Below are 25,981 nucleotides of genomic sequence, written 5' to 3' on the forward strand. Positions count from 1 at the left end.
TAATATTATATCGCATTTAATTGTGATAATATTATATTAAGCAATAAATCCAAAGTCAAGATGGGAGGTGGAGCAAGAATGTTTTTTCAGTATGGCGAAAAAGAGATTATATATCTAAAACAAAAAGATAAACGCCTTGCAGAAGTGATTGATAAAATCGGGAAAATCGAGCGTGAAGTGGACAGCGATTTGTTTTCTTCGGTTGTTCATCACATTATCGGTCAGCAGATTTCTACAAAGGCGCAGGCAACAATCTGGCAGAGAATGCAGGATAATCTTGGCGTAGTGAATGCCGATACCGTTCTTGCCGCCGGGATCAATCATTTACAGTCTTTTGGAATGACTTTTAAAAAAGCCGAGTATATCACAGACTTCGCTGTAAAAGTACAAAACGGGGCGTTTGATTTGGAGGGGATTTGGGACAAAACGGACGATGAGGCAATAGAGGAATTGTCGTCACTGAAAGGTATCGGTGTGTGGACTGCCGAAATGATTTTGCTTTTTTGTATGCAGCGCCCTAATGTATTCAGCTACGGTGATTTAGCTGTCTTGCGTGGTATGCGGATGGTATATCATCATCGGAAAATAGACCGTAAATTGTTTGAAAAATATCGCAGGCGGTTAAGCCCTTATTGCAGTGTGGCAAGCTTGTACTTTTGGGTGGTAGCCGGCGGTGCGATACCTGAAATGAAAGATTACGCTCCCAAAAAGGAGAACAAGAAAAATGAACGAGCAAGAGAAATTGCAAGCAATTCAAAACAGGAATAGTTCGTATGACGGTAAATTTATTTTTGGTGTGAAAACAACAAAAATTATATGCCGACCGGGCTGCCCTGCAAGATTACCGCTTGAAAAAAATATCGTATTTTTTGGCACAATGGAAGAAGCAATAGAAAAAGGCTATCGTCCTTGTAAAAGATGTAAGCCGAAATTGGTTAATCAATCACAGGAGGGAAAATAAATGGGCAACACTATCGTATTATTTGAAGTGACCGTAAAAAACGGGAGAATGGATGATTATTTGAAAATGGTAGGTTCACTGAAGGAGAGCCTTGCAAATGCAGAGGGATTTATCAGAGCAGAGCGTTTTTCTTCTCTTGCCACGGAGGGAAAACTGCTCAGTATGTCCGTATGGGAAAATGAAGAATGTGTTTCAAAATGGCGGAACTTTGCCGCACACCGTATGGCGCAAGAACACGGGAGAATGAATGATTTTGCAGACTACAAGATCACGGTTGTAACGCCAGTCCGTAGCTATACAATGATGAATAGAACAGAGGCACCTGCGGACTCCAATGAATATTTGGAGGTGTAAACTTATGACCTATACATATCACTATGACTCGCCTTTAGGCGGTATCACACTTTCGAGCAACGGAACAGAGCTGACAGGGCTTTGGTTTGACGGGCAAAAATATTTTGGAGACACGCTCCCAAAAGAATATGAAGAAAAGCCTTTGCCGATATTTGAGCAGTCTGTTCACTGGCTGGATATTTATTTCAGCGGCAAAGCACCTGATTTCACACCGTCGCTGTGTATGCAGACAACGCCTTTCCGTAAATCCGTATGGGAAATTATGCTGACTATTCCATTTGGAAAGACAATGACTTACGGTGAAATTGCGGATAGAATAGCAAAGCAAAAAGGACTTTCAAAAATGTCCGCACAGGCTGTCGGCGGTGCGGTGGGGCATAATTCCATTTCCCTCATAATTCCCTGTCATCGTGTTGTCGGTACAAATGGGAGCCTGACAGGATATGCAGGCGGCATTGAGAAAAAAGTACAACTGCTCACATTAGAGAAAACGGATATGTCCTTATTTTTCGTACCGAAGAAAGGAACAGCCTTATGATTTCAGCCAATGCAAAAACAATCCAAAAATCCTTTACTGAGCAGGCGCAGAACTTTGAAACAAAATCAATGAACTTTACAAAGCAGGAATACTTGGAACATATGATTTCGTGTGTCAAGCCTCAAAAAACAGATACCGTTTTAGAGGTGGCGGCAGGAACTTGTATCTGCGGGCGTTCTCTTGCCCCATGTGTAAAAAATGTGACCTGCCTTGATATGACAACCGCTATGCTTGCTGTTGGAAAAGCTGAAGCCGCAAAACAAAGGCTTTTGAATATGGATTTTGTGCAGGGCGACGCCGAGAAATTGTCATTTTCAGATAACAGCTTTGACATTGTAATCTCCCGTCTTGCTTTTCACCATTTTCCAAATCCAAAACGCTGTTTTTCAGAAATGGTACGGGTATTGAAAACAGGCGGTAAACTGGTTGTCATGGATATGGAGGCAGCCGAAGAAACATTGCGCAATACAGAAGATGAAATAGAAACCCTGCGTGATCCCTCACATATGCGTAATTTGAGCAAGGAAGAATTTACAGAAATGTTCCAAGATAGTCGCTTGCCTATTACAACGATGGATTGCACGGAACTTCCTGTTTCATTATCTGCTTGGCTCGCTCTTACTAATACACCTGCCCAAATAGCCGCAGACATATCCAAATGGCTTATGGATGAAATAAATGGCAGTGGATTAACAGGCTTTAATCCTTATGAAAAAAATGGGAAAATCTATTTTAATCAGCGCTGGCTTATGATGATCGGGAAAAAGCTTTGATGGATTGTTGCGCTTTCAAACACAAAATAGAGGGTAAGGTACAAACCTTCCCCCTCAAAGTTTATCCCTTAAAAACGGCTTACAATCAGGCTTTCGGGGCCTCTATTTTTCGATGCTTAAGAGTGAATAGAATAGAAAATTATCTATAGGCACCAAATGATTTAGTTTATAATAATTGTCAGGACAGTGCTTGATTCTCCAAGCAAAATCGCTTATAATTTGAGCTGGAACATATTGCTATTATCCGCAGTGACAGGGCGACTGTTATCAATCCCGATAACAAATTGATAACATTAGCCCATATGGGCAGGATAATATGGATATATCAAATAATCAAAAGTACCACGAATACGACAGAGAATAATCTCTAAACAAAATTGATTAGGATTCGTCGAGTTTGAATAATTGCAAATATCACAGGGCACACCCCATTATCCTGTAAAAGGCAAAAATGATTATCCTATCAGCAACAGAGAGTAATACCGTAGCGTAGCTCTGTTGCTGTTCTTTTTTGTCATTTCTGCCCCGTTCACACAGGATTCTGACTCAGATAAAATGAGGCGTAAATAAGCAACGTGATATCGGCAAAAGCTGTAAAAATCCACGTTGAATTTTACAGCTTTCTGTATAGAATAGAAATAGACGAAACATCACTGCGTGAGTTTGCTGCGAAACTACAAGGGAATGGGTAACACTGCGAAACGTTGATATTTCCTGGTGTTGCAGGGTGTGAGGGATGTTTTTGATGATGCTGCGAAAGTGATATTGCGATAGTGCTGCTGTGTAAGATGATACTGTTATATGGGACGCGATAGAAGTTGGGTTGTCAGGATTACCACTGCGGAATGTGCTGTGGAATTGCGCTGCAGTGCCGGAGGGTTTTGCAGTGCCGGAGGGTTTGGCTGTGTGGTTTTGCTGTGGAATGTGAGGATAGTGAGGATACTGGATTTTGCCCTTTGAGGATAATGTGGTGTGCCCCGGAACATAGTATATTTTCAATATGCCGTTTTTGGGAAAAGCGGCAACTGCCCGCAAACCCAGTAAAATCAAGGGTTACAGCGATTTTATGATTTTTCCCCAAAATAAAAAATTTCCCCTAAATCTTGTTTTTGGGGATTTTTTTATGTTTTTGGGAACATTTTTGGGAAATCGGTGGGGGCGGTGTCTCACTTCCCCAACGGGGAGGAATAGCGAAAATAAATATTCATTTACAGAAATTGGGAAATTGGTTTTTTACTCAAATCTATTTCCTGATTTTTTAATAGCATAAAAATAGATTTTCTAAAAATCCTAATTTCCCAATACTTCGTCTTTTTTTCGTCCAGCATTTTTATATATTTTCTAACTGTACCTCTGTTTAGTCCGGTTATCCGTGCAAGCTCCGACTGGTTGATTTTGTGCTTCTCGTAAAGTGGATAACTTTTCATGAAACGCTGGGGGATATCTGTAACGGTCGTGTGGGGACGTCCGATGACTTTCCCCTTGGCGGCGGCATTTCGCATTCCTGAGGTGACACGTTCGGAAATCATGTTGCGTTCCAGTTCGCAAATACGCCCATCATCTTGACCATGCCTTCAACCATCGGGTCTAAGGTATCCCCTGTACAGTCCACCTCAAAGGTGCCAAGGATGAGTTTTAAATGTTTCTCCTTGGCAATGTCGATAATCTCAATCAAGTCCTTTGTAGAGGAAAATCGAATTATCAAGAAGCAGAATGCAATATTGAAAAAGTTGCAGGAAGTGTTTGGACAGGTTGGAATTTTATTAAAGCAATGGAAGGATCGATTGAATGACATTAGAAGAAAGCAGAGAAGTTATTCCGCTGATGGAGAATATGATAAACCAGATCGAGGAACAACAGGAACTTATAAAGGGGACGTTTTTGCGTTCCCTTTTAATATTCTACCTTCGAGGGGTGTGTTTTTTCTCTAAAATAGAGTATGATCAATAAAAAAGGAGGTAGATGGATGGATCTTATTAAAATTGGAAAATATATTGCAAGTAAACGAAAGTCCCTGGGGATGACACAAAAGCAACTGGCAGAAAAATTAGGTATGAGTGATAAGTCTGTTTCTAAATGGGAGCGAGGCGTTTGCCTTCCGGATGTATCTGTTTATAAAGAACTTTGTTCAATTCTTGGTATTAGCCTCAATGAGTTTCTGGCTGGAGAAGATATAGCCCAAGAGAACATGATTCAGAAGTCAGAAACAAATATCATTGAAGTGATCAAAGATAATATAAATAAGCAGAAATGTCTGAAAGTTATGAAATGTATATTAGTATTTATTTTTATTTGTGTGGTATCAGTAATCGGATTTACCATATACCGTTTGAAAAAACCACAGAATTACATTTCGCCTGTTGCAAAAGACAGTATAGAAATGCAGACAGCAGAACTGTTTGCTGGATCGGATGGAGCATTCGTATATAAGTTTATCACAACGGATAAATATAAAAAACTCAGATTACATATTTACCGATACGAATCAGGAAAATTGAGTGATCACGATAAAGTAGAAATGGGATTTGAAGATATTGCTTCGCCAAAAAGTGGTGAAATTGTAATGGTGCCGGATTTCGATAATTATGTAATTAAATTAATTGTTTCCGGAGATGGAAATAAGTTGTCAACTGAAATTCCTATTTTAGAAAATGTTGAAGATAGAGAATACTATGGCAGAACGGCAACTGAAATAAAAAATGCCGTAGACATTAAATACAGTGAGCAACAGCCACTAATTGCTTTTGTTTATGATAACGACGAAATGAGTGTTCCAACTTTAGACGATTTTATAAATAGCAAAACAGATTATCTTTCAAAAAATGATTATGTGTATTATGTGGCATTTGAATTTTGTAAGTAATAGACACATACATACGGAGAAATAATGACAATAATGGCTCTGACCAGGGTGACACGGAGCAACGATAATTTTACTATGATTTTAAAGATACAAACCATACAAAAGTAGAAAGAAGTATATTTATGACATTTGGTGATAAAATTAGAAAGTTGCGAATAGAGAAAAAAATGACTCAACAAAAGCTGGGTGCTATGGTGGGCGTTTCTTATAGAACAATTCGAGCTTGGGAAGTTGATGGACGATATCCAAAGCAGAGCAGTTTATATCAAAAACTGGCAGATGCATTTCAGTGTAGGGTTTCTTATCTTATGGATGATAATGAAACCGTGTGCTTGGGTAATGATGAGCCAAGTGAATATTCTGGTGCTAAACAGGCAAGACAGATTCTTGAACAGACAGCTGCTTTATTTGCCAGTGGAACTATGGCCAATGAGGACAAAACTATTTTCATGGATGAGATGACGAGACTTTATCTGGAATCAAAAAAGAACAGAAGAAAATGGTAAGAAAAAATGAACTGTTTTGTTTTCTTGCTTGCTAGAAAAGAAGGATAGAACGTATAATAGTGTTAATGATCCAGAGAGGTTTACTCTGGAAATAGAATTATTCGCACCAGTGGTGCGAGTATAGATTAGGAGTGAAAGAATGGTAGAAGATACTATGTTTTCCGGGGAATCGAAAAATATTGAGTACAAGGTATCCTTACCTGATAAAAGTGAAAAGTACATGAAGACAATCGTAGCTTTTGCCAATACACAAGGTGGCAAGCTGATTGTTGGAGTAGATGATAAAACACACCAGATTGTTGGTGTGGAAAATGATGTGTTGTTTCAGCTGATGGATGGAATTGCCAATGCAGTTTCTGATTCCTGTGTGCCACAGATCATTCCTGATATTGAGCCGCAGACGGTAAGCGGGAAAACAGTTATTGTTGTATCAGTAGAAGCAGGAAAGAATAGACCATATTATCTGAAATCAAAGGGAAAAGATAATGGTACTTACATCCGTGTAGCAGGTACATCAAGACAGGCATTTCCAGAGAAGATAAAAGAGCTGGAAATGGAAGGTGCCAGAATCTCATGGGATGAACTTACCTGTGTGGGTTATCCTGTTTCAGAGGAAGCAACAGAGAAACTTTGTCAGGATATCGAAAAGTTCCGGAAGAAAGCAGGAATGTCAGAACATTCTGTAAAGAAAGAGCAGCTGATAAACTGGAAAATCTTGAAGCAGAGCGAGGGACAGCTTCTGGCAACGAATGCCTATGCGTTGCTGACATCAGATTATTTTTCATTCTCCAAAACACAATGTGCGGTATTCAAGGGAAAAGATCGTGCAGTGTTTCTGGATAAGAGAGAATTTACAGGACCAATTTATACACAAATCGAAGAAGCAGTAGATTTTGTATTGAGAAATATTCGGCTTGGAGCAACAATTGATGGCTTGGTGCGAAAAGAGAAATATGAGCTACCGCCGGAAGCAATCAGGGAAATGATTATTAATGCGCATTGTCACCGTAACCTGTTGGATGAATCTTGTATTCAGGTCGCAGTTTATGATGACAGACTGGAGGTGACTTCTCCGGGTGGATTATATAACGGATTAACTTATGAGGAAGTCATGAATGGTCATTCGAAGATCCGGAATAAAGGCATTGCCAATATATTCAGTCAGATGGGACTTGTAGAGGCATGGGGAAGCGGAATAAAAAGAATCCTTAATGCTGCAGAAGAGTATGGACTTCCGAAGCCGAAATTTCAGGAATTCGATAATATGTTTCGGGTAGAGCTGTTTCGTAATTCATTTCAGATGATAAATGAAAAAGAAAACATCGGAGAAGCATCGGAGAAGCATCGGAGAAGCATCGGAGAAACATCGGAAGTAGCGTGGAGAACAGACCTCAACGATACACAGCAAAAGATTATAAAATTGCTTTCAGAAGATCATCAATTATCAGCGGTTAAGTTAGCTGAAAAAATCGGTGTTGCCAGTCGAAATATAGAGAACAATATTAAGAAGTTAAAAGAATATGGTATTCTTATAAGACATGGATCTCCAAAGAATGGTTACTGGGAGATTGTAGATAAAGATCTACAGGAGTGAGAAGTAAATTAGTCCAAGATAGCTCAAGATTAGTCCAAGAGAATATATAGATAAATAACAAAAATAGATTGACATTTTGTAGTAATCAGTAGTAAACTGCACTTGTGGAAGGGAAGTGATATGTTTGGCTAGAAAAACACCAAAAGATGGCAAAGAAGAAAACATACGAGTACGGGTGACTCCAGAACAAAAACAGAGACTTGTTGAGTATGCAGAAAGACACTATCAGAGCATGAGTGGTGTTGTATGTCAGGCATTGGATCTCCTGTACGCAAGAGAAGAACAACAAAATAACAAAGAGTAGAATGGAGTTATTTTGGAGTTTATTCCATCATAAGCGGTGCGAAAAGCACAAAATCAGAACGCATGTTCGAAACATAAGCTTCTAATAACAGCCTTTGCGTGTCATGAAACGCAGTCCGCAAAGGAGTTTGAATAACAGATTAAAATGCCGAAAGCCTGTATTTATGCGGGTTTCCGGCATTTGTTTTATCAAATGGCTCTGGTTTGGCTCTATTTGTGGGGAGAGTAATGGAGTTATCAGTTTTGAAAAGGTAAATAAAAAAGGAAGAAGGTACAAGCTATGTTGCCAACAAGAGAAGAAGCACTGAAGTTAATTCGTGATGGGTTATTATTTAATCCGGGACCTTGGGGAAAACATTGTTTAACAGCAGCACACTGTGCAGAAAAAATAGCAAGTGCATGTGGTGATATGGATGTTGAGAAAGCATATATATTAGGTTTACTACATGATATAGGAAGAAAATTTGGTGTAAGACATCTTGGACATGTTTATGATGGATACGTATATATGAAATCATTGGGATATGATGAAGTAGCAAAGATATGTTTAACCCATTCTTTTAATAATCATACGATAGATGAATACATCGGAAAATTTGATGTTACAGATGAAGAATTGACAATTATAAAAACTGAATTAGCAAAGACCATATATGATGAATATGACCGGTTAATTCAATTGTGCGATTGTTTGGCAGGAGCGGAAGGAGTTCTTGATATAGAAAATAGGATGAATGACGTAAAGAAAAGGTATGGCTTTTATCCGCAGGACAAGTGGAATTCCAATATGAATTTGAAGCGATATTTTGAGGGGAAAATGAATAAAGACATTTACCTTATATGTGAGAAAGATACATTTGCACCAGGAGATTTATGATCTTATAAATATATTTTTACTACAAGTTTTATGAACAGGTTGGAGGTGGTTAAGTGGATATTTTATTTAAAAATGATGATTTTGTATTTTCATACAGAGTTGGCGGTATATTGAAACATAATGGTAAAATCTTGTTACAGCGTCCGAAGAATGATGATTATGCCATTATTGGCGGACATGTTGCGGCTATGGAGACAAGTATGGAAACTCTTAAACGGGAATTTGAAGAAGAGCTTCATGCTAAGATAGAGGTAGATAATTTGTTAGCAATCGGAGAAATTTATTTTCCATGGGGAAAAAGACCCTGTCATCAGATATGCTTATATTATAATGTACATCTGATGGATGATAATATTCCATTAGATGGTGTGTTTCATGGATATGATGAGCTGGATAATGAAAGAATTGATTTGGATTTCTGTTGGGTTTCACTAGAAGATTTAAAGAAGGGTACTAAGGTATATCCTTTAGAGTTGATACCATATATCCTTGAGTCAGGGAAAGAAATTGTACACTTTGTTTCAAAGCAGATTTGAGGAGATAGTCAATGATAGAAAATATGAAGGTAAGGAGATTTAAGGAAGAGGATGCCCAAGAGGTCAGAAATCTTATTGTCAGGAATTTCTTAGAGGTTAACAGTAAAGATTATGGCATATCAGCAATGGAGAAACTTGCAAAGGCTTACAATACGGAAAAGGTTCTGAATGTGGCAAGTTATGCGCATATGTATGTCTTTGAATTTGATGGAAAAATAATTGGAACAGGTTCTATCTCAAGTTTTTGGGGAAGTGAAACAGAAAGTATACTTTTGTCCATTTTTGTCCTCCCAGAATTTCATGGAAAGGGTGTTGGAAGAAAAATCATAAATACATTAGAAACGGATGAATTTTATGTAAGAGCAAGCAGAATTGAGATACCGGCATCCATTACAGCAACGGAGTTTTATAGAAAATTTGGATATGATTACAAAAATGGTGTTAAGGAATTGGATAATGAGCATCATTACAAATTGGAAAAGTTTAAGGAGGCAGGGTTGAAATAACAACAGATAATCAATTATTTTTATTTATCCTTGCAGAAGCATTAGTTCTTATATTAGGATACTATCTAAGAAAAGTACCCATGACAGGGCGTTAAGCGTCCGGGGGACGCTTGTTTAGCGCCGACCGAAACGGAGTGTAGACGTGGCGCCGATGACGGCTTATGAGATCATTTCGATTTTCATTGGGATATTCGCTCTGCTGATGTCCTTTGGCAGCTTAGTTATTGCGTTGCTTGCCTTTCTCGACAAGAGAAACAAGCGAAAATAAAAATGCCTACTCTGTCGCAACCAGAGTAGGCGTCACTATTTAGAGAAACAAGCTAGCTTGGGAAACTCCACCTTTTGGAGTGGGGCTCCTAAGAGGCATCTGTTACAGCAGGTGACTTTCTTTATGTTTAATATATCACAATAATCGGATGCTTTCAACTTCCTTTATTAGGAAATCGAATGGATACTGCTGTATAAAAAAACAAATGGTTTTGTGTACAATTTTCATGCAGCCATTTGGGTTAAAAATAGCGTGGAAATCAGCCGTTTGTCATGAAAAAACTGTGTACGAAAAGAATTTACCTTTTCTTATACAGTATCGTTTTATTTCCTAATATATATTTCACTATATCACAGGGCACACCCTATTATCCTGTAAAAGGCAAAAATGATTATCCTATCAGCAACAGAGAGTAATACCGCAGCGTAGCTCTGTTGCTGTTCTTTTTTGTCATTTCTGCCCCGGTCACACAGGATTCTGACTCAGATAAAATGAGGCGTAAATAAGCAACGTGATATCGGAAAAAGCTGTAAAAATCCACGTTGAATTTTACAGCTTTCTGTATAGAATAGAAGTAGACGAAACATCACTGCGTGAGTTTGCTGCGAAACTACAAGGGCATGGGTAACACTGCGAAACGTTGATATTTCCTGATGTTGCAGGGTGTGTGGGATGCTTTGGATGATGCTGCGAAAGTGACATTGCGATAGTGCTGCTGTGTAAGATGATACTGTTATATGGGACGCAATAGAAGTTGGGTTGTCAGGATTACCACTGCGGAATGTGCTGTGGAATTGCGCTGTAGTGCCGGAGGGTTTTGCTGTGTAGCTTTGCTGTGGGATGTGAGGATAGTGAGGATACTGGATTTTGTCCTTTGAGGATAATGTGGTGTGCCCCGGAACAAAAATGGAGCTCGGAAATCCAGCATTTATGCGGGTTTCCGGGCTCTTACTATGTCTGTTGAGTACAATTTATTTTTGAACAAAAAAATAGAACGCCGTCGCAACGCCGCCCTTACAAAAACGTAATACGTTTTTATGATTCTGATATTATTATATGTAGATAGATCCAAAAAGTCAACAGATTTTGAAAAAAAGTATTGACAAATTATTCTAACTATGATTTGAAAATTTTTAAAAGAGAAAGTCAATAACCTTGCAAGCAAATTCGTAATTGCTTTTAATCAATTCATTTTTTAGAAAAAAACCTCCTTTTTGGAGCATTCGGTTGAAGAACAAATCTTCTAATTCCAGTGTTCTATGATGTTTCACCTTATCTGATACTATTAAATTGTAAGTATAAAGCAAAGCTATGAATTCAAGCATTGGACGACAAGAGAGTTTCTTCTGCCGTTGAGTGGTATTGATAGAAGCTATTTTTGCAATAGCCTGGCTAATTTCTGCAGGCGGACGAGAAGTTCCATGTGCCAAATCTGCTAATATACAATTATTATGTGCGGCTCCGTTTCTTAAACTCTTGACAAGGTTTATAACAGGGAAAGATATTTTGCTATATGATCTTGTAGAGTAGTAAAATTCGTAGAATTTTAGAGCCTGTGAAAAAAATTCTGTAAATTAAACAATATAAAGGTCTTCTATGATAAAATATTAAAATCATAGGAGGCCTTTTATTATGGCAAACAGAAAAAAAGAAGTTTACAAACCAAAACCAATGACTGAAGGAAAGAGAAATCTGATTCAGGGATTGCTCCAAGAGTATGATATCCAGTCTGCTGACGATATCCAGGAGGCATTAAAGGATCTTCTGTCCGGAACAATCCAAGATATGCTTGAAACAGAAATGGATAATCATCTTGGCTATGATCGTTATGAAAGATCCGGCGAGCCTAACTATCGCAATGGAACCAAGCCTAAGACCGTTCGAAGCAAATATGGTGAATTTGAGGTTAATGTTCCTCAGGATCGCCAGAGTTCCTTTGAGCCGCAGGTGCTTCCAAAACGCCAGAAAGACATCTCTTCCATCGATGACAAGATCATTTCGATGTATGCAAAAGGAATGACCACACGACAGATTTCAGAAACGATAGAGGATATTTATGGTTTTGAAGTCAGTGAAGGAATGGTATCCGATATCACAGATAAGCTTCTTCCCAGAATAGAAGAATGGCAAACTCGCCCATTGTCAGCGGTATATCCAATCGTTTTTATTGATGCTGTACATTTTTCTGTGCGTGACGATGGTGTGATCAGAAAGCTTGCTGCATATGTCGTCCTTGGAATTAACGAAGACGGAATGAAAGAAGTATTAAGCATTGTTGTAGGTGAAAATGAAAGCAGCAAGTATTGGCTGTCAGTGCTGAATAGTCTGAAAAATCGAGGCGTTCAGGACATTCTTATTCTCTGCTCTGATGGACTGACAGGAATCAAGGATGCAATCTCCGCCGCATTTCCTGAAACGGAACAACAGCGCTGCATAGTGCATATGGTGAGAAATACACTCAAATACGTTGCAAACAAGGATATGAAGTCTTTTGCTAAAGACTTAAAAACAATCTATACAGCTGCCGATGAAAAAGCTGCCAGAAAACAGTTAAAGACCGTTACCGAAAAATGGTCGGGACAATATCCGAGTGCCATGAACCGCTGGCATGATAACTGGGACGCAATCTCCCCGATTTTTAAATTTTCCAAAGAGGTTCGTACTGCGTTTTATACTACAAATGCCATTGAATCGTTGAATTCATGCTATCGCAGGCTAAACAAGCAGAGAAGCGTATTTCCGAGCTCACAGGCACTGGTGAAAGCACTATACCTGGGGACTTTTGAAATAGCCAAAAAATGGACAATGCCAATCCGTAATTGGGGCAAAGTCCGTGGTGAACTCGAAGTCATGTACCCGGACAGAATGCAGATATAGCAATAAAAGCCGGAATATCAAGAGTAAATATACGCCCAGAATTCTCTGGGCGCTCTTGACATACCAGCTTATTTTTGCTATTAAATAAACAACGGCTTAACACAGAAATCTGCTGTTAAGCCGCATCAATTATCATAGAAGCTCTGAATTTACAGAAAAAATTTCACACCGTCGAATTTTATAAAATCGCCAAATGTAAGTATTTCTAAAAGAACCCAAGCTGGACAGTCATCATATAAGGTGATTTTGTTTTCTTTTTTCCCTTTTTGAGGGTTATATATTCGTTGGACTGTAAAGTACTTATGAATCAAATCACTTGTAAAAGGAGAAGCGCTGGTAGCTTCCAATTTGCCAATGATGTAGCTGTTGTGACTTAGAAATGTATTTACAATATCATAGCCATCGGTTGTAGAATCGGTTTCTATATCTTTTAACATTCGCACTTTGAGATCGTGTTCAATATCTAAACACATTTTTGATACTAAAAAACGAAAGTGCATATCGATGGTTGATAGCTCTTGCAAATAGGAAAAGTCAAGATCTATGTATTTCCCAATATTTAAACCGTTATTATATTTTTGATAATTTTTCCGATATGCAGCGGTGCGTAAGTAATTGTTTTTATCAGTAAGATACTCAGCAGCCTTTTCTTCAGTGATGTATTTAAAAGTGATGCCCTTACTTTTCATTTTAGTAATTAGCTGCGGAGCAGTTTGTTTTGGCTTATCTATTTTATTTGACATATATGCTCCTTATAACAAGTTTTCACTTCAAAGAATTAGGATTTACTTTTACTTTAACGCCATTAGATGTATCAAGTAATATCTGGCTTTTCTGCAATTCCAATTCTACTTGTTCTTTCGTTTCTGCAATTTCATCAATAGCTGCTTGAGTAGCCTCGTTTGGATTTTCTCCGGCAGACTTTAAAGCACTATGGTAGATGAAATTCATTTTTTCCCATTTTAACAGGTCATTCAACACTTTGTAGCTCTTAATATTTAGCAGAATATCCTGCAAGGATAATGTGTGTGCTTTTCCTCTGGTGGTATATCCAAATTTCAGATAAGAGGAAAGGATAGGATTGAATTGGATAGAGACTGTTTCTTCTTTCAATAGATTATCTTCTCCCCGTTCACCACTGATCTGTAGGATGCCGGAATTACAAAGCACCATAAGTACGCCCATGAGGTCACCGACTGTTTTCAGACGGAGCCCGGCAGTGTCACTGCCGTTCAGTGCGTTATAACTAACACCGAGAGCTGCTGCGATCTTCTCTAATTGAGGAGGTTGTGGCTGCATTTTGTTTGTTTCATATTTTCGAATGGAAACAGGATGGATACCAGTTAATTCAGCCAATTTATCCTGTGTGATACCGATTTGTTTTCTGCAATACTTAATCTTTTCGCCTATGGTCATTTTTATCACCTTTTCTGTATCGAGATAGCTACATTATACCATGATTAAAAAATTTTTCTATAGACATTTTAAAATACTTGGCAATAGCGATGCCGCTACATATAATGAAAATATAAAAAAGTAGAGAAAAAGCTACGATTGAAAAGGGGGGAAAGAAATATGATAGGAGAAAACAAAATTTATATTACCGCAAGTGAACTCGCTGAGATGTTGGGCGTTTCTGTTGGACATGCTTATAAGATTATTCGTAAGCTGAATCAGGAACTGGCTGAACAGGGTTTCCTGGTCATTGCAGGCAAAGTTCCCAGATGTTATATCGGCAGTACCTTTGTTTATGTGGCTCGGGAGGTATGCGTATATTCCGTTTGGGATTTTATTTATTATTACAAAGTACTGGGCGTTAAAGGTTGAAAAACTAAAAAAGAAAAATGATATACAAACTTATAAGGAAATTGTTGCACTTACGGAGGAAAAAAATTGGATGAACTTCATAAGGCAGTTGAAGTGGGAAAACGTCCTTATCAAAATATATTAAAGGTTATTATCAGTGCGGGTGTTACAGCGATGATTTGCTTCTTGATTGGAGTACTGATACACTTATTTTTGAATTAATTGAATTTAAGGATATCTTGATCTGCCGAATTATAAAATAGAACATTTTTCTCGCAGATTTTAACCGTTAGTTAAGAAATCGAAGCCATAATTAAACGAAAGCTCAATTGGAAACACATATTAGGAATACTATAATGAGAATATAAACAGGAGGTAGGAACAATGCAAATTGGTGAGAAGATAAAAAACTATCGGAAAACTGCGGGATTAACTCAAGAACAGGTGGCGGATTATTTGGACGTTTCTACTCCTGCGGTAAATAAATGGGAAAAAGGAAACACATATCCAGATATATCATTACTTCCGGCACTTGCTCGATTATTAAAAATTGATATGAATGAATTATTTTCATTTCGTGAAGAATTGACAGAAAAAGAGATTGGACAATTTGTGAATGAGCTTTCGGAAGTTTCATTGGATAGCTTTATAAAAGCCTTTGAGATGGGAAAAAATAAAATAAAGGAATATCCTCATTGTGATTCGTTGATTTATTCAATTGCTACTGTTTTAAATGCGGCGCTAACTTTATCCGATATCGATGATGAGAAAAAGTTGGAATGTAATAATGTGATTGTTGAATGGCTGGAACAAACTGCTGAAAGTCCGGATGAAAAGGTAAGGATTTCCAGTATTTTTATGCTTGCGGCGAAATATATACAAATGGAAAAATATAAAGAAGCAAACATCTTTTTGGATAAAATTCCAGATACTGTGATAGATGCCACAATTATGAAAACGAATGTATTAGCACACCAGGAAGGGACAGATGTTGCGGCGTTCTTTTTAGAGGGAAAACTGATGCAGACAGTTACGAATATACAAAACTATCTGTATAAGTTGATAGAAATGGAAGAAGAAATCGGAAATCATTGTAAAGCAGAGGAGATTGCCGAAATCACAGAACATATGGTATCGTTCTTTGGTCTGTGGGATTACGGTAAAGTAGTACCATATCTATTGATTGCCGTGTATCGAAAGGATGTAGAAAAATGTATTCAGTTGATAAAAGAAGTGCTGATGGAGTCACAGAAGCCATGGAAGATGGTGGAATCACCTTTATATTACAGATATGCGGATACAGTACAGGGAAAGTCTTTTTCAGGCGTTGGAAATAATTTTGTTCGCGCATTAGCTACAGAAATTGAAAATAAAGAAGAGTATGAATTTTTGAAAGGGAATAAAGAACTGGAGGCGATTTTTGCTCAGTATTTGAAATAGATTGCGATAAAAATATATAGAAATGATAAGAGCTGTAAAAATCTACGTTGAATTTTACAGCTTTTCGTGTATAATAAAAGTAGAAGAAACAATTTGAAATCAAAGGAAGGAGCTGAAAGAATATGGCAAATATTTTACCAGTATCTGATTTGAGAAATTATAATGAAGTTCTGAAAAACTGTCACAAAGGAGAACCGGTATATCTGACTAAGAATGGCAGAGGACGTTTCGTTGTCATGGATATTGAAGACTATGAGCGTGATCGTGCAGAGAAAAAACTTCTGCTGAAGTTGCAGGAAGCTGAAGAAGCAGTGAAAGACGGAGAAGGCTGGCTGGATTTGGATGAATTGAAAGCACTTGTGGGGGAATAAGATGTTAAAACTGCGGATCAATCCGATTGTTGCAAAGGATTTGAAAGATATCCGGGATTACATTGCTGAGGATAATGAAGAATATGCTGCAAAGACAATAAAGGAAATTTACGGAAAATTTGAAAATCTTCAGATGTTTCCGGGAATGGGATCCGATCTTTCTAAACGAGTCAGCTTTCGGACAGATTATAAATATGCAATATGGGAAGATTATGTGATTATCTACAAGGTTGGTAACGAATATGTAGAGATTTATCGTGTAGTTAACCGATATCAGGATATCACGAGAATCTTTGAGTGATAACAGAGATGTGATAACAAATTGATAACACCGTTCAGTACAGCCTATGGATTCACGACAGTTGAACACATATAAAACCAAATAGAACCATAATACTAAAAAGTATAGTGGTGAGATTTTATTTGCGAGTTTGAATAGTAGCCGCGAGTCTTGGAATCCGCTAAACAAGCGGATTCCGAGACTTTTTCTTTTGCTACTAACCGCAATTACTCTATTTCACATTGTTTTGTTATTAGATAGCTTTTCTTTGCGGCATCGGGATTATTTTTCCTGATGCCGTTTTTGGGGCATAGGACCATATGGAAGTCCTGCATTGGCATATGCTGTATCCGGAGTAACTGAATTGCCTGCTATATTACCATCATAGGAAATTCCTGTTTTCCAAATGGATCAAGCAGGATGCCTTATTTTGTGCTATCAGTGCAGAAAATATGGAGCATTTTATATTTCTTCTGGAGAAGCTGGGATTTGAAGTAAAACAGGGCAAACATATCGCTGTAAAGGTTCCGGGGATGAAGCGGTTTAAAAGATTGGATACCATTTCAGAGGATTTGTGCAGGGAGAGTCTGGAAGCTATGTTTCGATATGGGGACGCAAGTCTTGCAGCTCTTGTAAATCGAGCTGTTTCATTACTGCCGGCAAGAAAAGCTGTTTTTTCACCGTACCAGAGAAAGTGCTATGCAAGGAGGTATCGTTTGCATCTCGCTGAGAAAAAACGGTTCACTTATAAATCTGGCATGCGAGAGAAGAAGGGCGAGCGAAATAGGAATAGCAGATAGTTGTAATGATTTGGGTGCTATGGCGTGGGCTATAGCACCTGAATCAGTCTAGTGGAGTTTTTGATACTACTAATTGAGAAACAATCGCAAGAAAATGCGAAAGTTTATTGAAGGAGAATATGTGATGTGATATGCTGGAAGAAATGGAGTTTGTAGGTGAAAATTATGCTTTGATTAAGATAATGGTATTTTGAGTAACGGAGAGGATATGGGAAAACTAATTATACTTAGAGGGAATTCGGGAAGTGGAAAGACAACGGTGGCTAAGGAATTACAAAAGAAATTTGGTTACAATACAATGCTCATTTCGCAAGATGAAATCAGAAGGAATATATTGTGGGTTAAAGATGGCATAGATACTAAAGCATTACCGCTTATGATAGAACTTTTGAAATATGGATATGAGCATAGTGATATTGTTATTCTGGAAGGAATTATGTACGAGGAATGGTATAATCCCTTGTTTAAGGTGGCGAACGAATTATATGGTTCAAATGTATATTCGTATTATTTTGATATTCCGTTTGAGGAGACGATAAGACGACATCAAACAAGGAGTAAAAGCCAAGAATTTGGTGAGGAACATATGCGCGGATGGTGGAGAGAAAAAGATTTCTCTGCTGTTCTTAAGGAACAGCTTATTACCTGTGAAATGGATGCGAATAGCATTGTAGCAAAGGTATATGCGGATTTGCTAAAGGAAGAATAGAAAATGAGACATGATATTATCGAGTATGCAGAAATTAGTTCTGTTATTGGTAGAACAGTAACCGTAACTGTTGACAGACCATTGGGCAGTTACCACCCAGAACATAAGAATATGTATTATCCAATAAATTATGGGTATGTGGAAGGCATCATGGCACCGGACGGAGAAGAGCAGGATGTTTACATATTAGGTGTGGATGAAGCGATAGAAAAGTTCACAGGTAAGATTATCGCTATTGTTCATAGAAATGATGATGTGGAAGAGAAATGGGTTGTTGCACCGGAAGGTATGGCATTTACCAAGGAAGAAATCTGTGAGCAGATTCATTTTCAGGAACAGTATTTTGATAGTGAGATTGTGATGTAAAGGATTTGAAAGGGTTGTAGGTAATAATAAAATGAAATTACTATATGGAACGGGGAATCTGGCAAAATTATCTGCAATGAGGAACCGACTTGAGCAGTTAGATATAGAATTAATTGGATTAAATGATATGAGAGCAGAGGGCAAGATTGTTCCAAAAGTAATAGAGGATGGCAATACCCCTCTTGAAAATGCAAGGCTGAAAGCAATGGCATATTATGAGGCTTTTCAAATTCCTGTATTTTCTTGTGATTCAGGATTGTATTTTGATAATGTCCCAGATGAGGTTCAGCCTGGCGTGCATGTTCGTAATGTGAATGGAAAATGTTTGTCAGATGATGAAATGATAGATTATTATTCAGGATTGGTAAAAGCATATGGGAATCTTGTGGCAAGGTACAGGAATGCAATTTGTTTTGTAATGGATAATACGCATATATATGAGGCAATGGAGCCGTCTATGGAAAGCGAGAAATTTATTTTAACAGATAAACCTCACAGCACGATTAGAAAAGAGGGATTCCCGTTGGATAGCATATCTCTTGATATAAAGACGAATAAATACTATTACGATTTGCCGGAAGATAAATTAGAGCAGGTGGCTGTTGAAGATGGTTTTTTAGAATTCTTCAAGAATATTTTAAATCTGAATTAGCGATTAATACTGGAGGTTTGGGATCATGATAGAAAGTGCAATTAATTTGTTAAGGAAATATTTGCTGATGATTGTGAAAAACTCTTGCTGCTTAAAGATATGATGAATATTGAGACTGCAAAGAAAATGGCTGAGCATAGACAAGCTGTTATGAAGGACTTTCTTGAAGAGTTTATGGCAGAATGGGAAGGAGAAAAGTGATATGTTGGAAGTAAAATTTTATGATACAGTAGATGATTCACTATTGAAATTTGCAGTAATTATTTCACAGAGCAATGGTAAATGGGTATTTTGCAAACATAAGGAGCGAGATACCTATGAGGCTCCGGGAGGTCATCGCGAAGTTGGAGAAGATATTTTGGAAACTGCTAAGAGAGAACTTCAGGAAGAAACAGGTGCCATACAGTTTGATATTAATCCAATATGTGTTTATTCCGTTACGGGTAAGAATAGTGTAAATGAGACCGGTGAGGAAACATTTGGATTATTATGTTTTGCGGAGATAAGGGAATTTTCAGGTCAACTGGATAGTGAGATGGAAAAGGTTGTACTTATGGATGAGTTGCCACAAAACTGGACATATCCGTTGATTCAGCCTAAATTGATTGAAAAGTATATGCAGATAGAAAAGCAGTCTTACAGCCAGATACAGTTGGCAGCAAAACAGACTATAGAATACATAAAGAATACTATCAAGCCGGGAATGAATTTACTCGAGATACGAAAGTTATCTGAGGAAAAACTGTTAGAGTTGGGTGCAGATTCGTTCTGGTATTGGGATGTTGGTGCATTTGTATTTGCAGGAGATGAAACAACTGTTTCTGTATCTGGTAAGCAGTATGTAACTTCGGATAGAGTTATAGGAAATAACGATATAATAACCATTGATTTAAGTCCGCAGGTGGGGAATATCTGGGGAGACTATGCGAGAACTATTATTGTAGAAAACGGCATGGTTGTAGAGAATATAGGGCTGATTAAAAATCCGGAATGGAAAAGCGGTCTCCAGATGGAAGAGAAATTACATGCAGAATTGTTACGCTTTGCTACGAAGGAAACAACCTTTGAGAAATTGTACTATCATATGAATGAGTGCATAGTGGAAAATGGATTTGTGAATCTTGATTTTATGGGCAACCTGGGACATTCCATTGTGAAAACTAAAGGTGATAGAGTTTACATTGAAAAAGGTAATATGACCAAGCTTGGCGATGTGAAGTATTTTACATTTGAACCGCACATATCATTTCCAGATTCAAAGTATGGATATAAGAAAGAGAATATTTATTACTTTGATGAAAATGGGCTGATGAAACTTTAAGATATAGATTGGATGAAAAAATGATTAGAGAAGCAAACAAAAATGATTTAGATGAAATATTACAGCTTTACTATAAAAGAGCAACAATGGAAGATATCGATGAATTGGTAAGAACAAGAATAATTGTCCTTCGTGCCGCTAACAAATTGTCAGATGATGAGGATATGTCCGTTGTGGAGGAGGAATCATATGCATACTATAGGCGTGCGTTGAAAAACGGAGAGCATATTGCATATTTGGTGTATGATAACGGAAAGTTTATCGGAGCTGGTGGTGTCAGCTTTTATCAGGTTATGCCGACCTATCATAATCCGACAGGTAAAAAGGCGTATATTATGAATATGTATACGGCACCGGAATATAGAAGACAGGGAATTGCAATTCACACATTGGATTTGCTGGTGAAGGATGCGAAGGAACAGGGTGTGCTACAGATTGCATTAGAGGCAACGGATATGGGACGACCTTTGTATGAGAGATACGGATTTGTAAAAATGGAAGATGAAATGGAGCTGATATAGTATGACAAAAGTGTATTTTGTGCGTCACGCACAACCGGAGCATGATTGGGAAGAAGACAGAACGAGACCTTTGACAGAAGAAGGAAAGAAAGATTCTGAGATTGTATTGGAATTTTTGAAGGACAAAAAAATAGATGCATTTTATTGTAGTCCATATAAACGTAGTATGGATACTATTGCAGAGGCAGCAGCTTTTTTCACAAAAGAGATTATAACGGATGAGAGATTAAGGGAGCGTGAAAAAGGTTCTGATGGAAACAACCACGGAATGTTTCAGAAACGCTGGGCTGACCATGATTATCATGAAGATGGTGGAGAATCCATTGCTATGGTTCAAAATCGTAATATAGAGGCGTTGAACGAGATTTTATCAGATAATACAGATAAAGAGATTGTTATAGGAACCCATGGTACTGCCCTTAGTACGATATTGAATTTTTATGACAATAGCTTTGGATGTGAAGATTTTCTGAGAATTATAGATTGGATGCCATATATTATAGAACTGGATTTTGAAGGTGATAAGTTGGTTGGTAAACAGGAACATTGCCATGTGCAGAAGGAATTTAAGGGCAAGCAGCGTGCGGATAAGAAGTAGTGAGGAATAGATGAATACACGATATTATATGGTCATTATCAAGCGTGAAATAAAGACATCCGAAATAATGTCATGTGGTTACAATAGAAATACCCAAAAATGGGATGTAAAATTCAATAATGGAAAAACATACTCGTATGCATATTTGAATGTGGAAAAGTTGACTGATCCGGAGGTTTTGAATCCTAACATGTATCGGATTAGCAGAGAAGGACGAGAGTTCTTTGATGTTAATGCAATATATGTATTTAGAAGCGGAAGTGAGTCTTATTGGCACATTTGTTTTGGCGATGGTAGTGAAAGAGACTATCGTCGGAACGACTTGCATATTATAGAGTCATGTCTTAATCAAAGTCAGTCATCAAATGTATTTGAATATATAAAGCAAATTGCAGGTTTGAGTAATCTTAAGAATGAAGAGACTGGTGAAAAATTATTGTCTAAGAAGTTTGACAAGATTTCTTTTGTGGGTAGTGATGTAGCTTTAGCAAAGTATTTGAATCCATCATCATTGCAAGGAAAAAGAGCAGGACGTGAATATATTCCAATTTTTCCATTTGGATGCAACAACAGTCAGTATAAGGCTGTAAAAAATGCCATGGAGAATCAGATTAGTGTTATACAGGGGCCTCCAGGAACAGGGAAGACACAAACGATATTGAATATTATTGCCAATATATTAATGCAAGGGAAAACGGTACAGATAGTATCCAATAATAATTCGGCAACGGAAAATGTATATGAAAAATTATCTTCTCCAAAATACAATTTGGGTTTTATTGCTGCAACATTAGGAAGTTCTAAAAATAAGAAATTATTTGTTGAGCATCAGGACGCTGCTTATCCCGATTTTTCGTCGTGGAAAACGGGAGAAGATCCAAGTGTTTTGCAGAAGGAAATAGCAGAGCAATCCAGTCAGTTAAAAAGTGTTTTTGATAAGCAGGAAAAACTGGCGTGTTTAAGGCAGGAACTTTCACAGTTGGTTACTGAACAGGAATATTTCAATCAATATGTTGAAGAATCGGATGTTGAAACAGACAATATAAAGTTTAAGAAAAAACTATCTTCAAAACATTGGATGGTATTGTGGCAGGAGTGCCAGTTGATTTCAGAAGAAAAAAAGGCAATAGGATTCTGGTTTAAGATAAAAGCCTTATTAAAATATGGAGTAATCGATTGGAATTTCTATAAACAAGATATTTCAAAGATAATTACAACCTTTCAGGCAATGTATTATTGTGCGAAGCAGGCGGAGTTGTCTGCGGAAATTGCAGATATTGAAAAGTATTTAAATAGTGTTAATAAGAATTTGCTTGAGGATTTATGCAATCAGTCAATGGTTGTCCTAAAAGACAAACTGGCAAGGAAATATGAAGGTAACAGCAGTAGGAAAACTTTTAGTGAAAATAATCTGTGGAAGGAACCATACGATGTATTGGCTGAGTATCCGGTTATATTAAGTACAACATTTTCATCAAGAAACAGCCTGAATTCAGATGTGGTGTATGATTACCTTATCATGGATGAAGCATCACAGGTAGATATTGCAACTGGTGCGTTGGCATTGTCCTGTGCAAGGAATGTTGTTATTGTGGGGGATACCAAGCAACTTCCCAATGTTATTACAGATGATATAAAAGCCAAAGCAAAAGCTATATTTGACAGTTTTAATGTGAGTGAAGGATATCAGTATACAAACAGTTTTCTGCAATCCATTTTGGATGTTATGCCAAATGTAACACAAACATTGTTGCGGGAACATTACAGGTGTCACCCTAAAATAATAAATTTCTGTAACCAGAAATTTTACCGTGGAGAATTGATTATAATGACAACGGATAAGGGTGAAGAGGATGTTTTATCTGTAGTAAAAACAGTGGCGGGAAATCATGAGCGTAACCATTATAGTCAGCGCCAGATAGATGTTATTAAAAATGAGATTATACCAAAATATGTTTCAAATCCGGAAGAAACCGGAATTATTGCACCGTACAAAAATCAGGTAGAAGCATTAAGCAAGGAGATTACAGATATTGATGCTGCTACAGTGCATAAGTTCCAGGGCAAGGAGAAAGAGAATATTATTATATCTACCGTGGATGATGAAATATCTGATTTTGCAGATGATCCATATTTAATCAATGTTGCTGTATCAAGAGCCAAAAAGAAATTGATGCTGGTTGTAACTGGAAACGAGCAATCAAGAGAGCGTAATATAACAGAATTGATAGATTACATTCAGTATAATAATTTTGAGGTTACTGAAAGCAAGATTTATTCGATTTTTGATTACCTTTACAAGCAGTATACTGAGGAAAGAAGGGTATACTTGCAGAAGCACAAAAAAGTATCAGAATATGATTCGGAAAATCTGATGTATTCATTGATAGAGGACATTATCTCTGCTAACAAGTATTCAAGCCTGGATGTTGTTTGTCATTTTCCGTTGAATATGTTGATTAAGAATCCAGAACTATTAAATGAGCAGGAATGTCAGTATGCAATGAATCCAGCAACACATTTAGATTTTCTGATTTATAACAGAATTGGTAAAAAGCCTGTGTTGGCGATTGAAGTTGACGGATATGAATACCATAAAGAGGATACTGTTCAGGCTTCAAGAGATTTGTTAAAAAATCATATAATGGAGTTGTATGAAGTTCCATTACTGAGATTTATGACTAATGGTAGTGGCGAGAAAGAAAAGATTATCGAGATGTTGGATAAGTTGGTTGGGTAACCGAAATAGGAAATAAAATGGGAGATACTATTATGGCTGTATCATATAAACGATTATGGAAATTATTAGTGGATAAAGAAATGAGCAAATCGGATTTGCGTAAGAAGGCAGAAATTGCTCCTAATACAATGACAAAGCTTCGCCGTGATGAAGAGGTGAGCCTAACGATTCTTAGCAAAATCTGCAAAACCTTACATGCAGACTTTGGGGATATTGTGGAGTATGTGCCAGACGCAGAAATATGGGATTTGTATAACGAGAATAGAGAACTTCTTGGGAAAGACCATATCAGAGGAGAACAGTTACCGATAGAAGGATACCATCTGGTGGTGCATGTCTGGATTCGTAATTCTAAGGGAGAGTACCTTATCTCGCAGCGTTCCGCAAATAGGCCAACATATCCTTTGATGTGGGAATGTGTAGGCGGTTCGGTTGTGAAGGGAGAAGATAGTTTACAGGGAGCAATTCGAGAGGCAAAGGAAGAGGTTGGTGTTGATTTGTTGCCGGAAAATGGACAAGTTCTTTTTACAAAGACACGTAAAATCATTGAGGGAAAAATCTTTAATGATATTATGGATGTTTGGCTGTTTGAATATGATGGAGAGGTTGATTTGGGCAATGCTACAACGGATGAAGTGGCACAGGTTGCTTGGATGAATCGGGAACAGATAAAAGAATTGTTTGATGCAAATATGTTTGTAGATACATTGGAATACTTCTTTACGGAAGTGGACAAGTAGTAATTTGGAAAGTTGATGGATATATGAAGGAAAATGAACATCAATCCATAGAGTGGAAGGAATCATGGCAGGATGAGTATTAAAAATGGATTTGTGGACATGCCAATGCCTACGGTGGAACAATATACATAGGTACGGATGACGATGGTAATGTTGTAGGTATTGATAATGCAAGAGATTTATTAGAGCGAATTCCTAATAAAATTACAGATACAAGCCTGTGCGTTGTATGATGGACCATTGCCGGAATACGAGATTAATAAGGCTGGAATTATGGTTCTTTGCAAGGCTTGTGATAGGTATTTGAGGTTGTTGAGAGATGATGGTCAGCATCCTGACCATCATCCTAACCAAAATGGTCAGGATGTGAATAAGCTGATTATCGATTTTTGTAAAGACCCGAAGTCGGTCCAAGAAATAATGGATGAATTTGATTTTGATAGCAGGACAAGTTTTAGAAGAAAGTATTTAACACCTATGCTGAAAAATGGTGTGTTAAAGATGACTATACCGAAAAAGCCATCAAGTAAAAATCAGAAATATTTTTCGTAAGAAAATATCCTAACCACATCTTAACCAATGTGGTTAGGATAAGAATACAAGAATTAAGAGAGAAGGTAATTGACGAATGGATCTAATGGCGGCAATTGGATTGCTTAGCTCTATTGTTACTTTAGAAGA

General features: G+C 37.5%; 34 protein-coding genes. 28 read left to right on the top strand and 6 right to left on the bottom strand.

Going from position 1 to position 25,981, the window contains the following annotated elements:
- The first annotated feature begins 78 nt into the window (after positions 1-78).
- From ETP43_RS02755 to ETP43_RS02775, 5 genes are read left to right on the top strand one after another with little or no spacing between them, the layout of a single operon-like run.
- Positions 79-768: a DNA-3-methyladenine glycosylase family protein gene (locus tag ETP43_RS02755; RefSeq protein WP_118316826.1), complete on the top strand. Its 690-nt coding sequence runs from the start codon at positions 79-81 to the stop codon at positions 766-768.
- A complete protein-coding gene (locus ETP43_RS02760; protein ID WP_118316825.1) occupies positions 725-961 on the top strand; it encodes an Ada metal-binding domain-containing protein in 237 nt (78 codons plus the stop codon). Before ETP43_RS02755 ends, ETP43_RS02760 begins: the two co-directional genes overlap by 44 nt.
- A complete protein-coding gene (locus ETP43_RS02765; RefSeq protein WP_117467315.1) occupies positions 962-1,315 on the top strand; it encodes an antibiotic biosynthesis monooxygenase family protein in 354 nt (117 codons plus the stop codon). It abuts the gene before it with no gap.
- A gap of 4 nt (positions 1,316-1,319) precedes the next feature.
- Entirely contained in the window at positions 1,320-1,853 is a 534-nt protein-coding gene (locus ETP43_RS02770; RefSeq protein ID WP_117526112.1) for a methylated-DNA--[protein]-cysteine S-methyltransferase, read from the top strand.
- Positions 1,850-2,626, top strand: a complete 777-nt coding sequence (locus tag ETP43_RS02775; protein WP_117467313.1) for a class I SAM-dependent methyltransferase — start codon at positions 1,850-1,852, stop codon at positions 2,624-2,626. The genes ETP43_RS02770 and ETP43_RS02775 overlap by 4 nt, the downstream gene beginning before the upstream one ends.
- A 546-nt stretch (positions 2,627-3,172) precedes the next feature.
- On the opposite strand, the gene ETP43_RS17000 is transcribed toward ETP43_RS02775, so the two are convergent.
- The 3 genes from ETP43_RS17000 to ETP43_RS17445 form a co-directional block, all read right to left on the bottom strand.
- Positions 3,173-3,676, bottom strand: coding sequence for a hypothetical protein (locus tag ETP43_RS17000; RefSeq protein ID WP_164979576.1), 504 nt, complete (start codon positions 3,674-3,676; stop codon positions 3,173-3,175).
- Positions 3,677-3,834: 158 nt separating this feature from the next.
- The gene (locus ETP43_RS17440; protein ID WP_243114167.1) at positions 3,835-4,155 is read right to left on the bottom strand and encodes a winged helix-turn-helix transcriptional regulator; all 321 of its coding nucleotides are present in this window, start codon (positions 4,153-4,155) and stop codon (positions 3,835-3,837) included.
- Positions 4,152-4,301 (bottom strand): hypothetical protein, encoded by a 150-nt coding sequence (locus ETP43_RS17445; RefSeq protein ID WP_243114358.1) that lies wholly within the window; start codon positions 4,299-4,301, stop codon positions 4,152-4,154. The genes ETP43_RS17440 and ETP43_RS17445 overlap by 4 nt, the downstream gene beginning before the upstream one ends.
- A 291-nt stretch (positions 4,302-4,592) precedes the next feature.
- On the opposite strand from ETP43_RS17445, the gene ETP43_RS02785 reads away from it, so the two are divergent.
- From ETP43_RS02785 to ETP43_RS02815, 7 genes are all read left to right on the top strand, one after another.
- Positions 4,593-5,489, top strand: a complete 897-nt coding sequence (locus tag ETP43_RS02785) for a helix-turn-helix domain-containing protein (protein ID WP_129256963.1) — start codon at positions 4,593-4,595, stop codon at positions 5,487-5,489.
- Between the two features lie 122 nt (positions 5,490-5,611).
- Positions 5,612-5,995: a helix-turn-helix domain-containing protein gene (locus tag ETP43_RS02790; RefSeq protein ID WP_129256964.1), complete on the top strand. Its 384-nt coding sequence runs from the start codon at positions 5,612-5,614 to the stop codon at positions 5,993-5,995.
- Positions 5,996-6,134: 139 nt separating this feature from the next.
- On the top strand, positions 6,135-7,589 hold the full coding sequence (locus ETP43_RS02795; RefSeq protein ID WP_129256965.1) for an ATP-binding protein: 1,455 nt from the start codon (positions 6,135-6,137) through the stop codon (positions 7,587-7,589).
- A gap of 124 nt (positions 7,590-7,713) precedes the next feature.
- On the top strand, positions 7,714-7,893 hold the full coding sequence (locus ETP43_RS02800; protein WP_028086473.1) for a hypothetical protein: 180 nt from the start codon (positions 7,714-7,716) through the stop codon (positions 7,891-7,893).
- A gap of 279 nt (positions 7,894-8,172) precedes the next feature.
- The gene (locus ETP43_RS02805; RefSeq protein WP_117525383.1) at positions 8,173-8,769 is read left to right on the top strand and encodes an HD domain-containing protein; all 597 of its coding nucleotides are present in this window, start codon (positions 8,173-8,175) and stop codon (positions 8,767-8,769) included.
- A gap of 53 nt (positions 8,770-8,822) precedes the next feature.
- The gene (locus ETP43_RS02810; protein WP_118567931.1) at positions 8,823-9,305 is read left to right on the top strand and encodes an NUDIX hydrolase; all 483 of its coding nucleotides are present in this window, start codon (positions 8,823-8,825) and stop codon (positions 9,303-9,305) included.
- Between the two features lie 11 nt (positions 9,306-9,316).
- The gene (locus ETP43_RS02815) at positions 9,317-9,811 is read left to right on the top strand and encodes a GNAT family N-acetyltransferase (protein WP_330546326.1); all 495 of its coding nucleotides are present in this window, start codon (positions 9,317-9,319) and stop codon (positions 9,809-9,811) included.
- A gap of 1,401 nt (positions 9,812-11,212) precedes the next feature.
- On the opposite strand, the gene ETP43_RS02820 is transcribed toward ETP43_RS02815, so the two are convergent.
- Positions 11,213-11,509: a hypothetical protein gene (locus ETP43_RS02820; protein WP_129256966.1), complete on the bottom strand. Its 297-nt coding sequence runs from the start codon at positions 11,507-11,509 to the stop codon at positions 11,213-11,215.
- A gap of 202 nt (positions 11,510-11,711) precedes the next feature.
- On the opposite strand from ETP43_RS02820, the gene ETP43_RS02825 reads away from it, so the two are divergent.
- Positions 11,712-12,956, top strand: a complete 1,245-nt coding sequence (locus tag ETP43_RS02825) for an IS256 family transposase (RefSeq protein ID WP_129256967.1) — start codon at positions 11,712-11,714, stop codon at positions 12,954-12,956.
- Between the two features lie 149 nt (positions 12,957-13,105).
- Here the strand turns inward: ETP43_RS02825 and ETP43_RS02830 are convergent, their stop codons facing one another.
- Positions 13,106-13,699: an Abi family protein gene (locus ETP43_RS02830; protein ID WP_129256968.1), complete on the bottom strand. Its 594-nt coding sequence runs from the start codon at positions 13,697-13,699 to the stop codon at positions 13,106-13,108.
- A gap of 22 nt (positions 13,700-13,721) precedes the next feature.
- Positions 13,722-14,372, bottom strand: coding sequence for a helix-turn-helix domain-containing protein (locus ETP43_RS02835; RefSeq protein WP_129256969.1), 651 nt, complete (start codon positions 14,370-14,372; stop codon positions 13,722-13,724).
- Between the two features lie 159 nt (positions 14,373-14,531).
- Here ETP43_RS02835 and ETP43_RS18760 point away from each other — a divergent pair, with 159 nt between their 5' ends.
- The 15 genes from ETP43_RS18760 (at position 14,532) to ETP43_RS17460 (ending at position 25,852) form a co-directional block, all read left to right on the top strand.
- Positions 14,532-14,783: a helix-turn-helix domain-containing protein gene (locus tag ETP43_RS18760; protein WP_330546327.1), complete on the top strand. Its 252-nt coding sequence runs from the start codon at positions 14,532-14,534 to the stop codon at positions 14,781-14,783.
- A 363-nt stretch (positions 14,784-15,146) separates the two neighbouring features.
- Positions 15,147-16,202 (top strand): helix-turn-helix domain-containing protein, encoded by a 1,056-nt coding sequence (locus ETP43_RS02850; protein ID WP_129256970.1) that lies wholly within the window; start codon positions 15,147-15,149, stop codon positions 16,200-16,202.
- A gap of 122 nt (positions 16,203-16,324) precedes the next feature.
- Complete coding sequence (locus tag ETP43_RS02855) at positions 16,325-16,573, top strand: type II toxin-antitoxin system prevent-host-death family antitoxin (RefSeq protein ID WP_021905858.1); 249 nt, start codon at positions 16,325-16,327, stop codon at positions 16,571-16,573.
- A gap of 1 nt (position 16,574) precedes the next feature.
- On the top strand, positions 16,575-16,874 hold the full coding sequence (locus ETP43_RS02860; protein WP_129256971.1) for a type II toxin-antitoxin system RelE/ParE family toxin: 300 nt from the start codon (positions 16,575-16,577) through the stop codon (positions 16,872-16,874).
- Positions 16,875-17,305: 431 nt separating this feature from the next.
- Entirely contained in the window at positions 17,306-17,653 is a 348-nt protein-coding gene (locus tag ETP43_RS17005; protein WP_164979577.1) for a hypothetical protein, read from the top strand.
- A gap of 208 nt (positions 17,654-17,861) precedes the next feature.
- A complete protein-coding gene (locus ETP43_RS02865; protein ID WP_129256972.1) occupies positions 17,862-18,362 on the top strand; it encodes a kinase in 501 nt (166 codons plus the stop codon).
- A gap of 3 nt (positions 18,363-18,365) precedes the next feature.
- Positions 18,366-18,728, top strand: coding sequence for an inorganic pyrophosphatase (locus ETP43_RS02870; protein WP_129256973.1), 363 nt, complete (start codon positions 18,366-18,368; stop codon positions 18,726-18,728).
- 31 nt (positions 18,729-18,759) lie between these two features.
- A complete protein-coding gene (locus ETP43_RS02875; protein ID WP_129256974.1) occupies positions 18,760-19,380 on the top strand; it encodes a non-canonical purine NTP pyrophosphatase in 621 nt (206 codons plus the stop codon).
- A 202-nt stretch (positions 19,381-19,582) separates the two neighbouring features.
- Positions 19,583-20,701: a M24 family metallopeptidase gene (locus ETP43_RS02880; RefSeq protein WP_129256975.1), complete on the top strand. Its 1,119-nt coding sequence runs from the start codon at positions 19,583-19,585 to the stop codon at positions 20,699-20,701.
- Positions 20,702-20,721: 20 nt separating this feature from the next.
- Positions 20,722-21,222, top strand: a complete 501-nt coding sequence (locus tag ETP43_RS02885) for a GNAT family N-acetyltransferase (RefSeq protein ID WP_330546329.1) — start codon at positions 20,722-20,724, stop codon at positions 21,220-21,222.
- A 1-nt stretch (position 21,223) separates the two neighbouring features.
- Positions 21,224-21,820, top strand: a complete 597-nt coding sequence (locus ETP43_RS02890) for a histidine phosphatase family protein (RefSeq protein WP_129256976.1) — start codon at positions 21,224-21,226, stop codon at positions 21,818-21,820.
- Positions 21,821-21,848: 28 nt separating this feature from the next.
- Positions 21,849-24,560 carry an AAA domain-containing protein gene (locus tag ETP43_RS02895; RefSeq protein WP_330546330.1) on the top strand — a complete coding sequence of 904 codons (2,712 nt, stop codon included), beginning with the start codon at positions 21,849-21,851 and terminating at the stop codon, positions 24,558-24,560.
- A gap of 32 nt (positions 24,561-24,592) precedes the next feature.
- Positions 24,593-25,300, top strand: coding sequence for a helix-turn-helix domain-containing protein (locus tag ETP43_RS02900; protein ID WP_129256977.1), 708 nt, complete (start codon positions 24,593-24,595; stop codon positions 25,298-25,300).
- A gap of 128 nt (positions 25,301-25,428) precedes the next feature.
- Positions 25,429-25,533, top strand: coding sequence for a hypothetical protein (locus ETP43_RS17455; RefSeq protein ID WP_243114324.1), 105 nt, complete (start codon positions 25,429-25,431; stop codon positions 25,531-25,533).
- The gene (locus ETP43_RS17460) at positions 25,526-25,852 is read left to right on the top strand and encodes a Fic family protein (protein ID WP_243114168.1); all 327 of its coding nucleotides are present in this window, start codon (positions 25,526-25,528) and stop codon (positions 25,850-25,852) included. The genes ETP43_RS17455 and ETP43_RS17460 overlap by 8 nt, the downstream gene beginning before the upstream one ends.
- Positions 25,853-25,981 lie beyond the last annotated feature (129 nt).

Origin of the sequence: Blautia faecicola, assembly GCF_004123145.1 — a bacterium.
Lineage (GTDB): Bacteria > Bacillota > Clostridia > Lachnospirales > Lachnospiraceae > Oliverpabstia > Oliverpabstia faecicola.

Coding starts and splice junctions, on each gene's coding strand:
- ETP43_RS02755 (WP_118316826.1), top strand. CDS start 79: ATGTTTTTTCAGTATGGCGAAAAAGAGATTATATATCTAAAACAAAAA.
- ETP43_RS02760 (WP_118316825.1), top strand. CDS start 725: ATGAACGAGCAAGAGAAATTGCAAGCAATTCAAAACAGGAATAGTTCG.
- ETP43_RS02765 (WP_117467315.1), top strand. CDS start 962: ATGGGCAACACTATCGTATTATTTGAAGTGACCGTAAAAAACGGGAGA.
- ETP43_RS02770 (WP_117526112.1), top strand. CDS start 1,320: ATGACCTATACATATCACTATGACTCGCCTTTAGGCGGTATCACACTT.
- ETP43_RS02775 (WP_117467313.1), top strand. CDS start 1,850: ATGATTTCAGCCAATGCAAAAACAATCCAAAAATCCTTTACTGAGCAG.
- ETP43_RS17440 (WP_243114167.1), bottom strand. CDS start 4,155: ATGATTTCCGAACGTGTCACCTCAGGAATGCGAAATGCCGCCGCCAAG.
- ETP43_RS02785 (WP_129256963.1), top strand. CDS start 4,593: ATGGATCTTATTAAAATTGGAAAATATATTGCAAGTAAACGAAAGTCC.
- ETP43_RS02790 (WP_129256964.1), top strand. CDS start 5,612: ATGACATTTGGTGATAAAATTAGAAAGTTGCGAATAGAGAAAAAAATG.
- ETP43_RS02795 (WP_129256965.1), top strand. CDS start 6,135: ATGGTAGAAGATACTATGTTTTCCGGGGAATCGAAAAATATTGAGTAC.
- ETP43_RS02805 (WP_117525383.1), top strand. CDS start 8,173: ATGTTGCCAACAAGAGAAGAAGCACTGAAGTTAATTCGTGATGGGTTA.
- ETP43_RS02815 (WP_330546326.1), top strand. CDS start 9,317: ATGATAGAAAATATGAAGGTAAGGAGATTTAAGGAAGAGGATGCCCAA.
- ETP43_RS02825 (WP_129256967.1), top strand. CDS start 11,712: ATGGCAAACAGAAAAAAAGAAGTTTACAAACCAAAACCAATGACTGAA.
- ETP43_RS02830 (WP_129256968.1), bottom strand. CDS start 13,699: ATGTCAAATAAAATAGATAAGCCAAAACAAACTGCTCCGCAGCTAATT.
- ETP43_RS02835 (WP_129256969.1), bottom strand. CDS start 14,372: ATGACCATAGGCGAAAAGATTAAGTATTGCAGAAAACAAATCGGTATC.
- ETP43_RS18760 (WP_330546327.1), top strand. CDS start 14,532: ATGATAGGAGAAAACAAAATTTATATTACCGCAAGTGAACTCGCTGAG.
- ETP43_RS02850 (WP_129256970.1), top strand. CDS start 15,147: ATGCAAATTGGTGAGAAGATAAAAAACTATCGGAAAACTGCGGGATTA.
- ETP43_RS02855 (WP_021905858.1), top strand. CDS start 16,325: ATGGCAAATATTTTACCAGTATCTGATTTGAGAAATTATAATGAAGTT.
- ETP43_RS02860 (WP_129256971.1), top strand. CDS start 16,575: ATGTTAAAACTGCGGATCAATCCGATTGTTGCAAAGGATTTGAAAGAT.
- ETP43_RS17005 (WP_164979577.1), top strand. CDS start 17,306: ATGGAGCATTTTATATTTCTTCTGGAGAAGCTGGGATTTGAAGTAAAA.
- ETP43_RS02865 (WP_129256972.1), top strand. CDS start 17,862: ATGGGAAAACTAATTATACTTAGAGGGAATTCGGGAAGTGGAAAGACA.
- ETP43_RS02870 (WP_129256973.1), top strand. CDS start 18,366: ATGAGACATGATATTATCGAGTATGCAGAAATTAGTTCTGTTATTGGT.
- ETP43_RS02875 (WP_129256974.1), top strand. CDS start 18,760: ATGAAATTACTATATGGAACGGGGAATCTGGCAAAATTATCTGCAATG.
- ETP43_RS02880 (WP_129256975.1), top strand. CDS start 19,583: ATGTTGGAAGTAAAATTTTATGATACAGTAGATGATTCACTATTGAAA.
- ETP43_RS02885 (WP_330546329.1), top strand. CDS start 20,722: ATGATTAGAGAAGCAAACAAAAATGATTTAGATGAAATATTACAGCTT.
- ETP43_RS02890 (WP_129256976.1), top strand. CDS start 21,224: ATGACAAAAGTGTATTTTGTGCGTCACGCACAACCGGAGCATGATTGG.
- ETP43_RS02895 (WP_330546330.1), top strand. CDS start 21,849: ATGGTCATTATCAAGCGTGAAATAAAGACATCCGAAATAATGTCATGT.
- ETP43_RS02900 (WP_129256977.1), top strand. CDS start 24,593: ATGGCTGTATCATATAAACGATTATGGAAATTATTAGTGGATAAAGAA.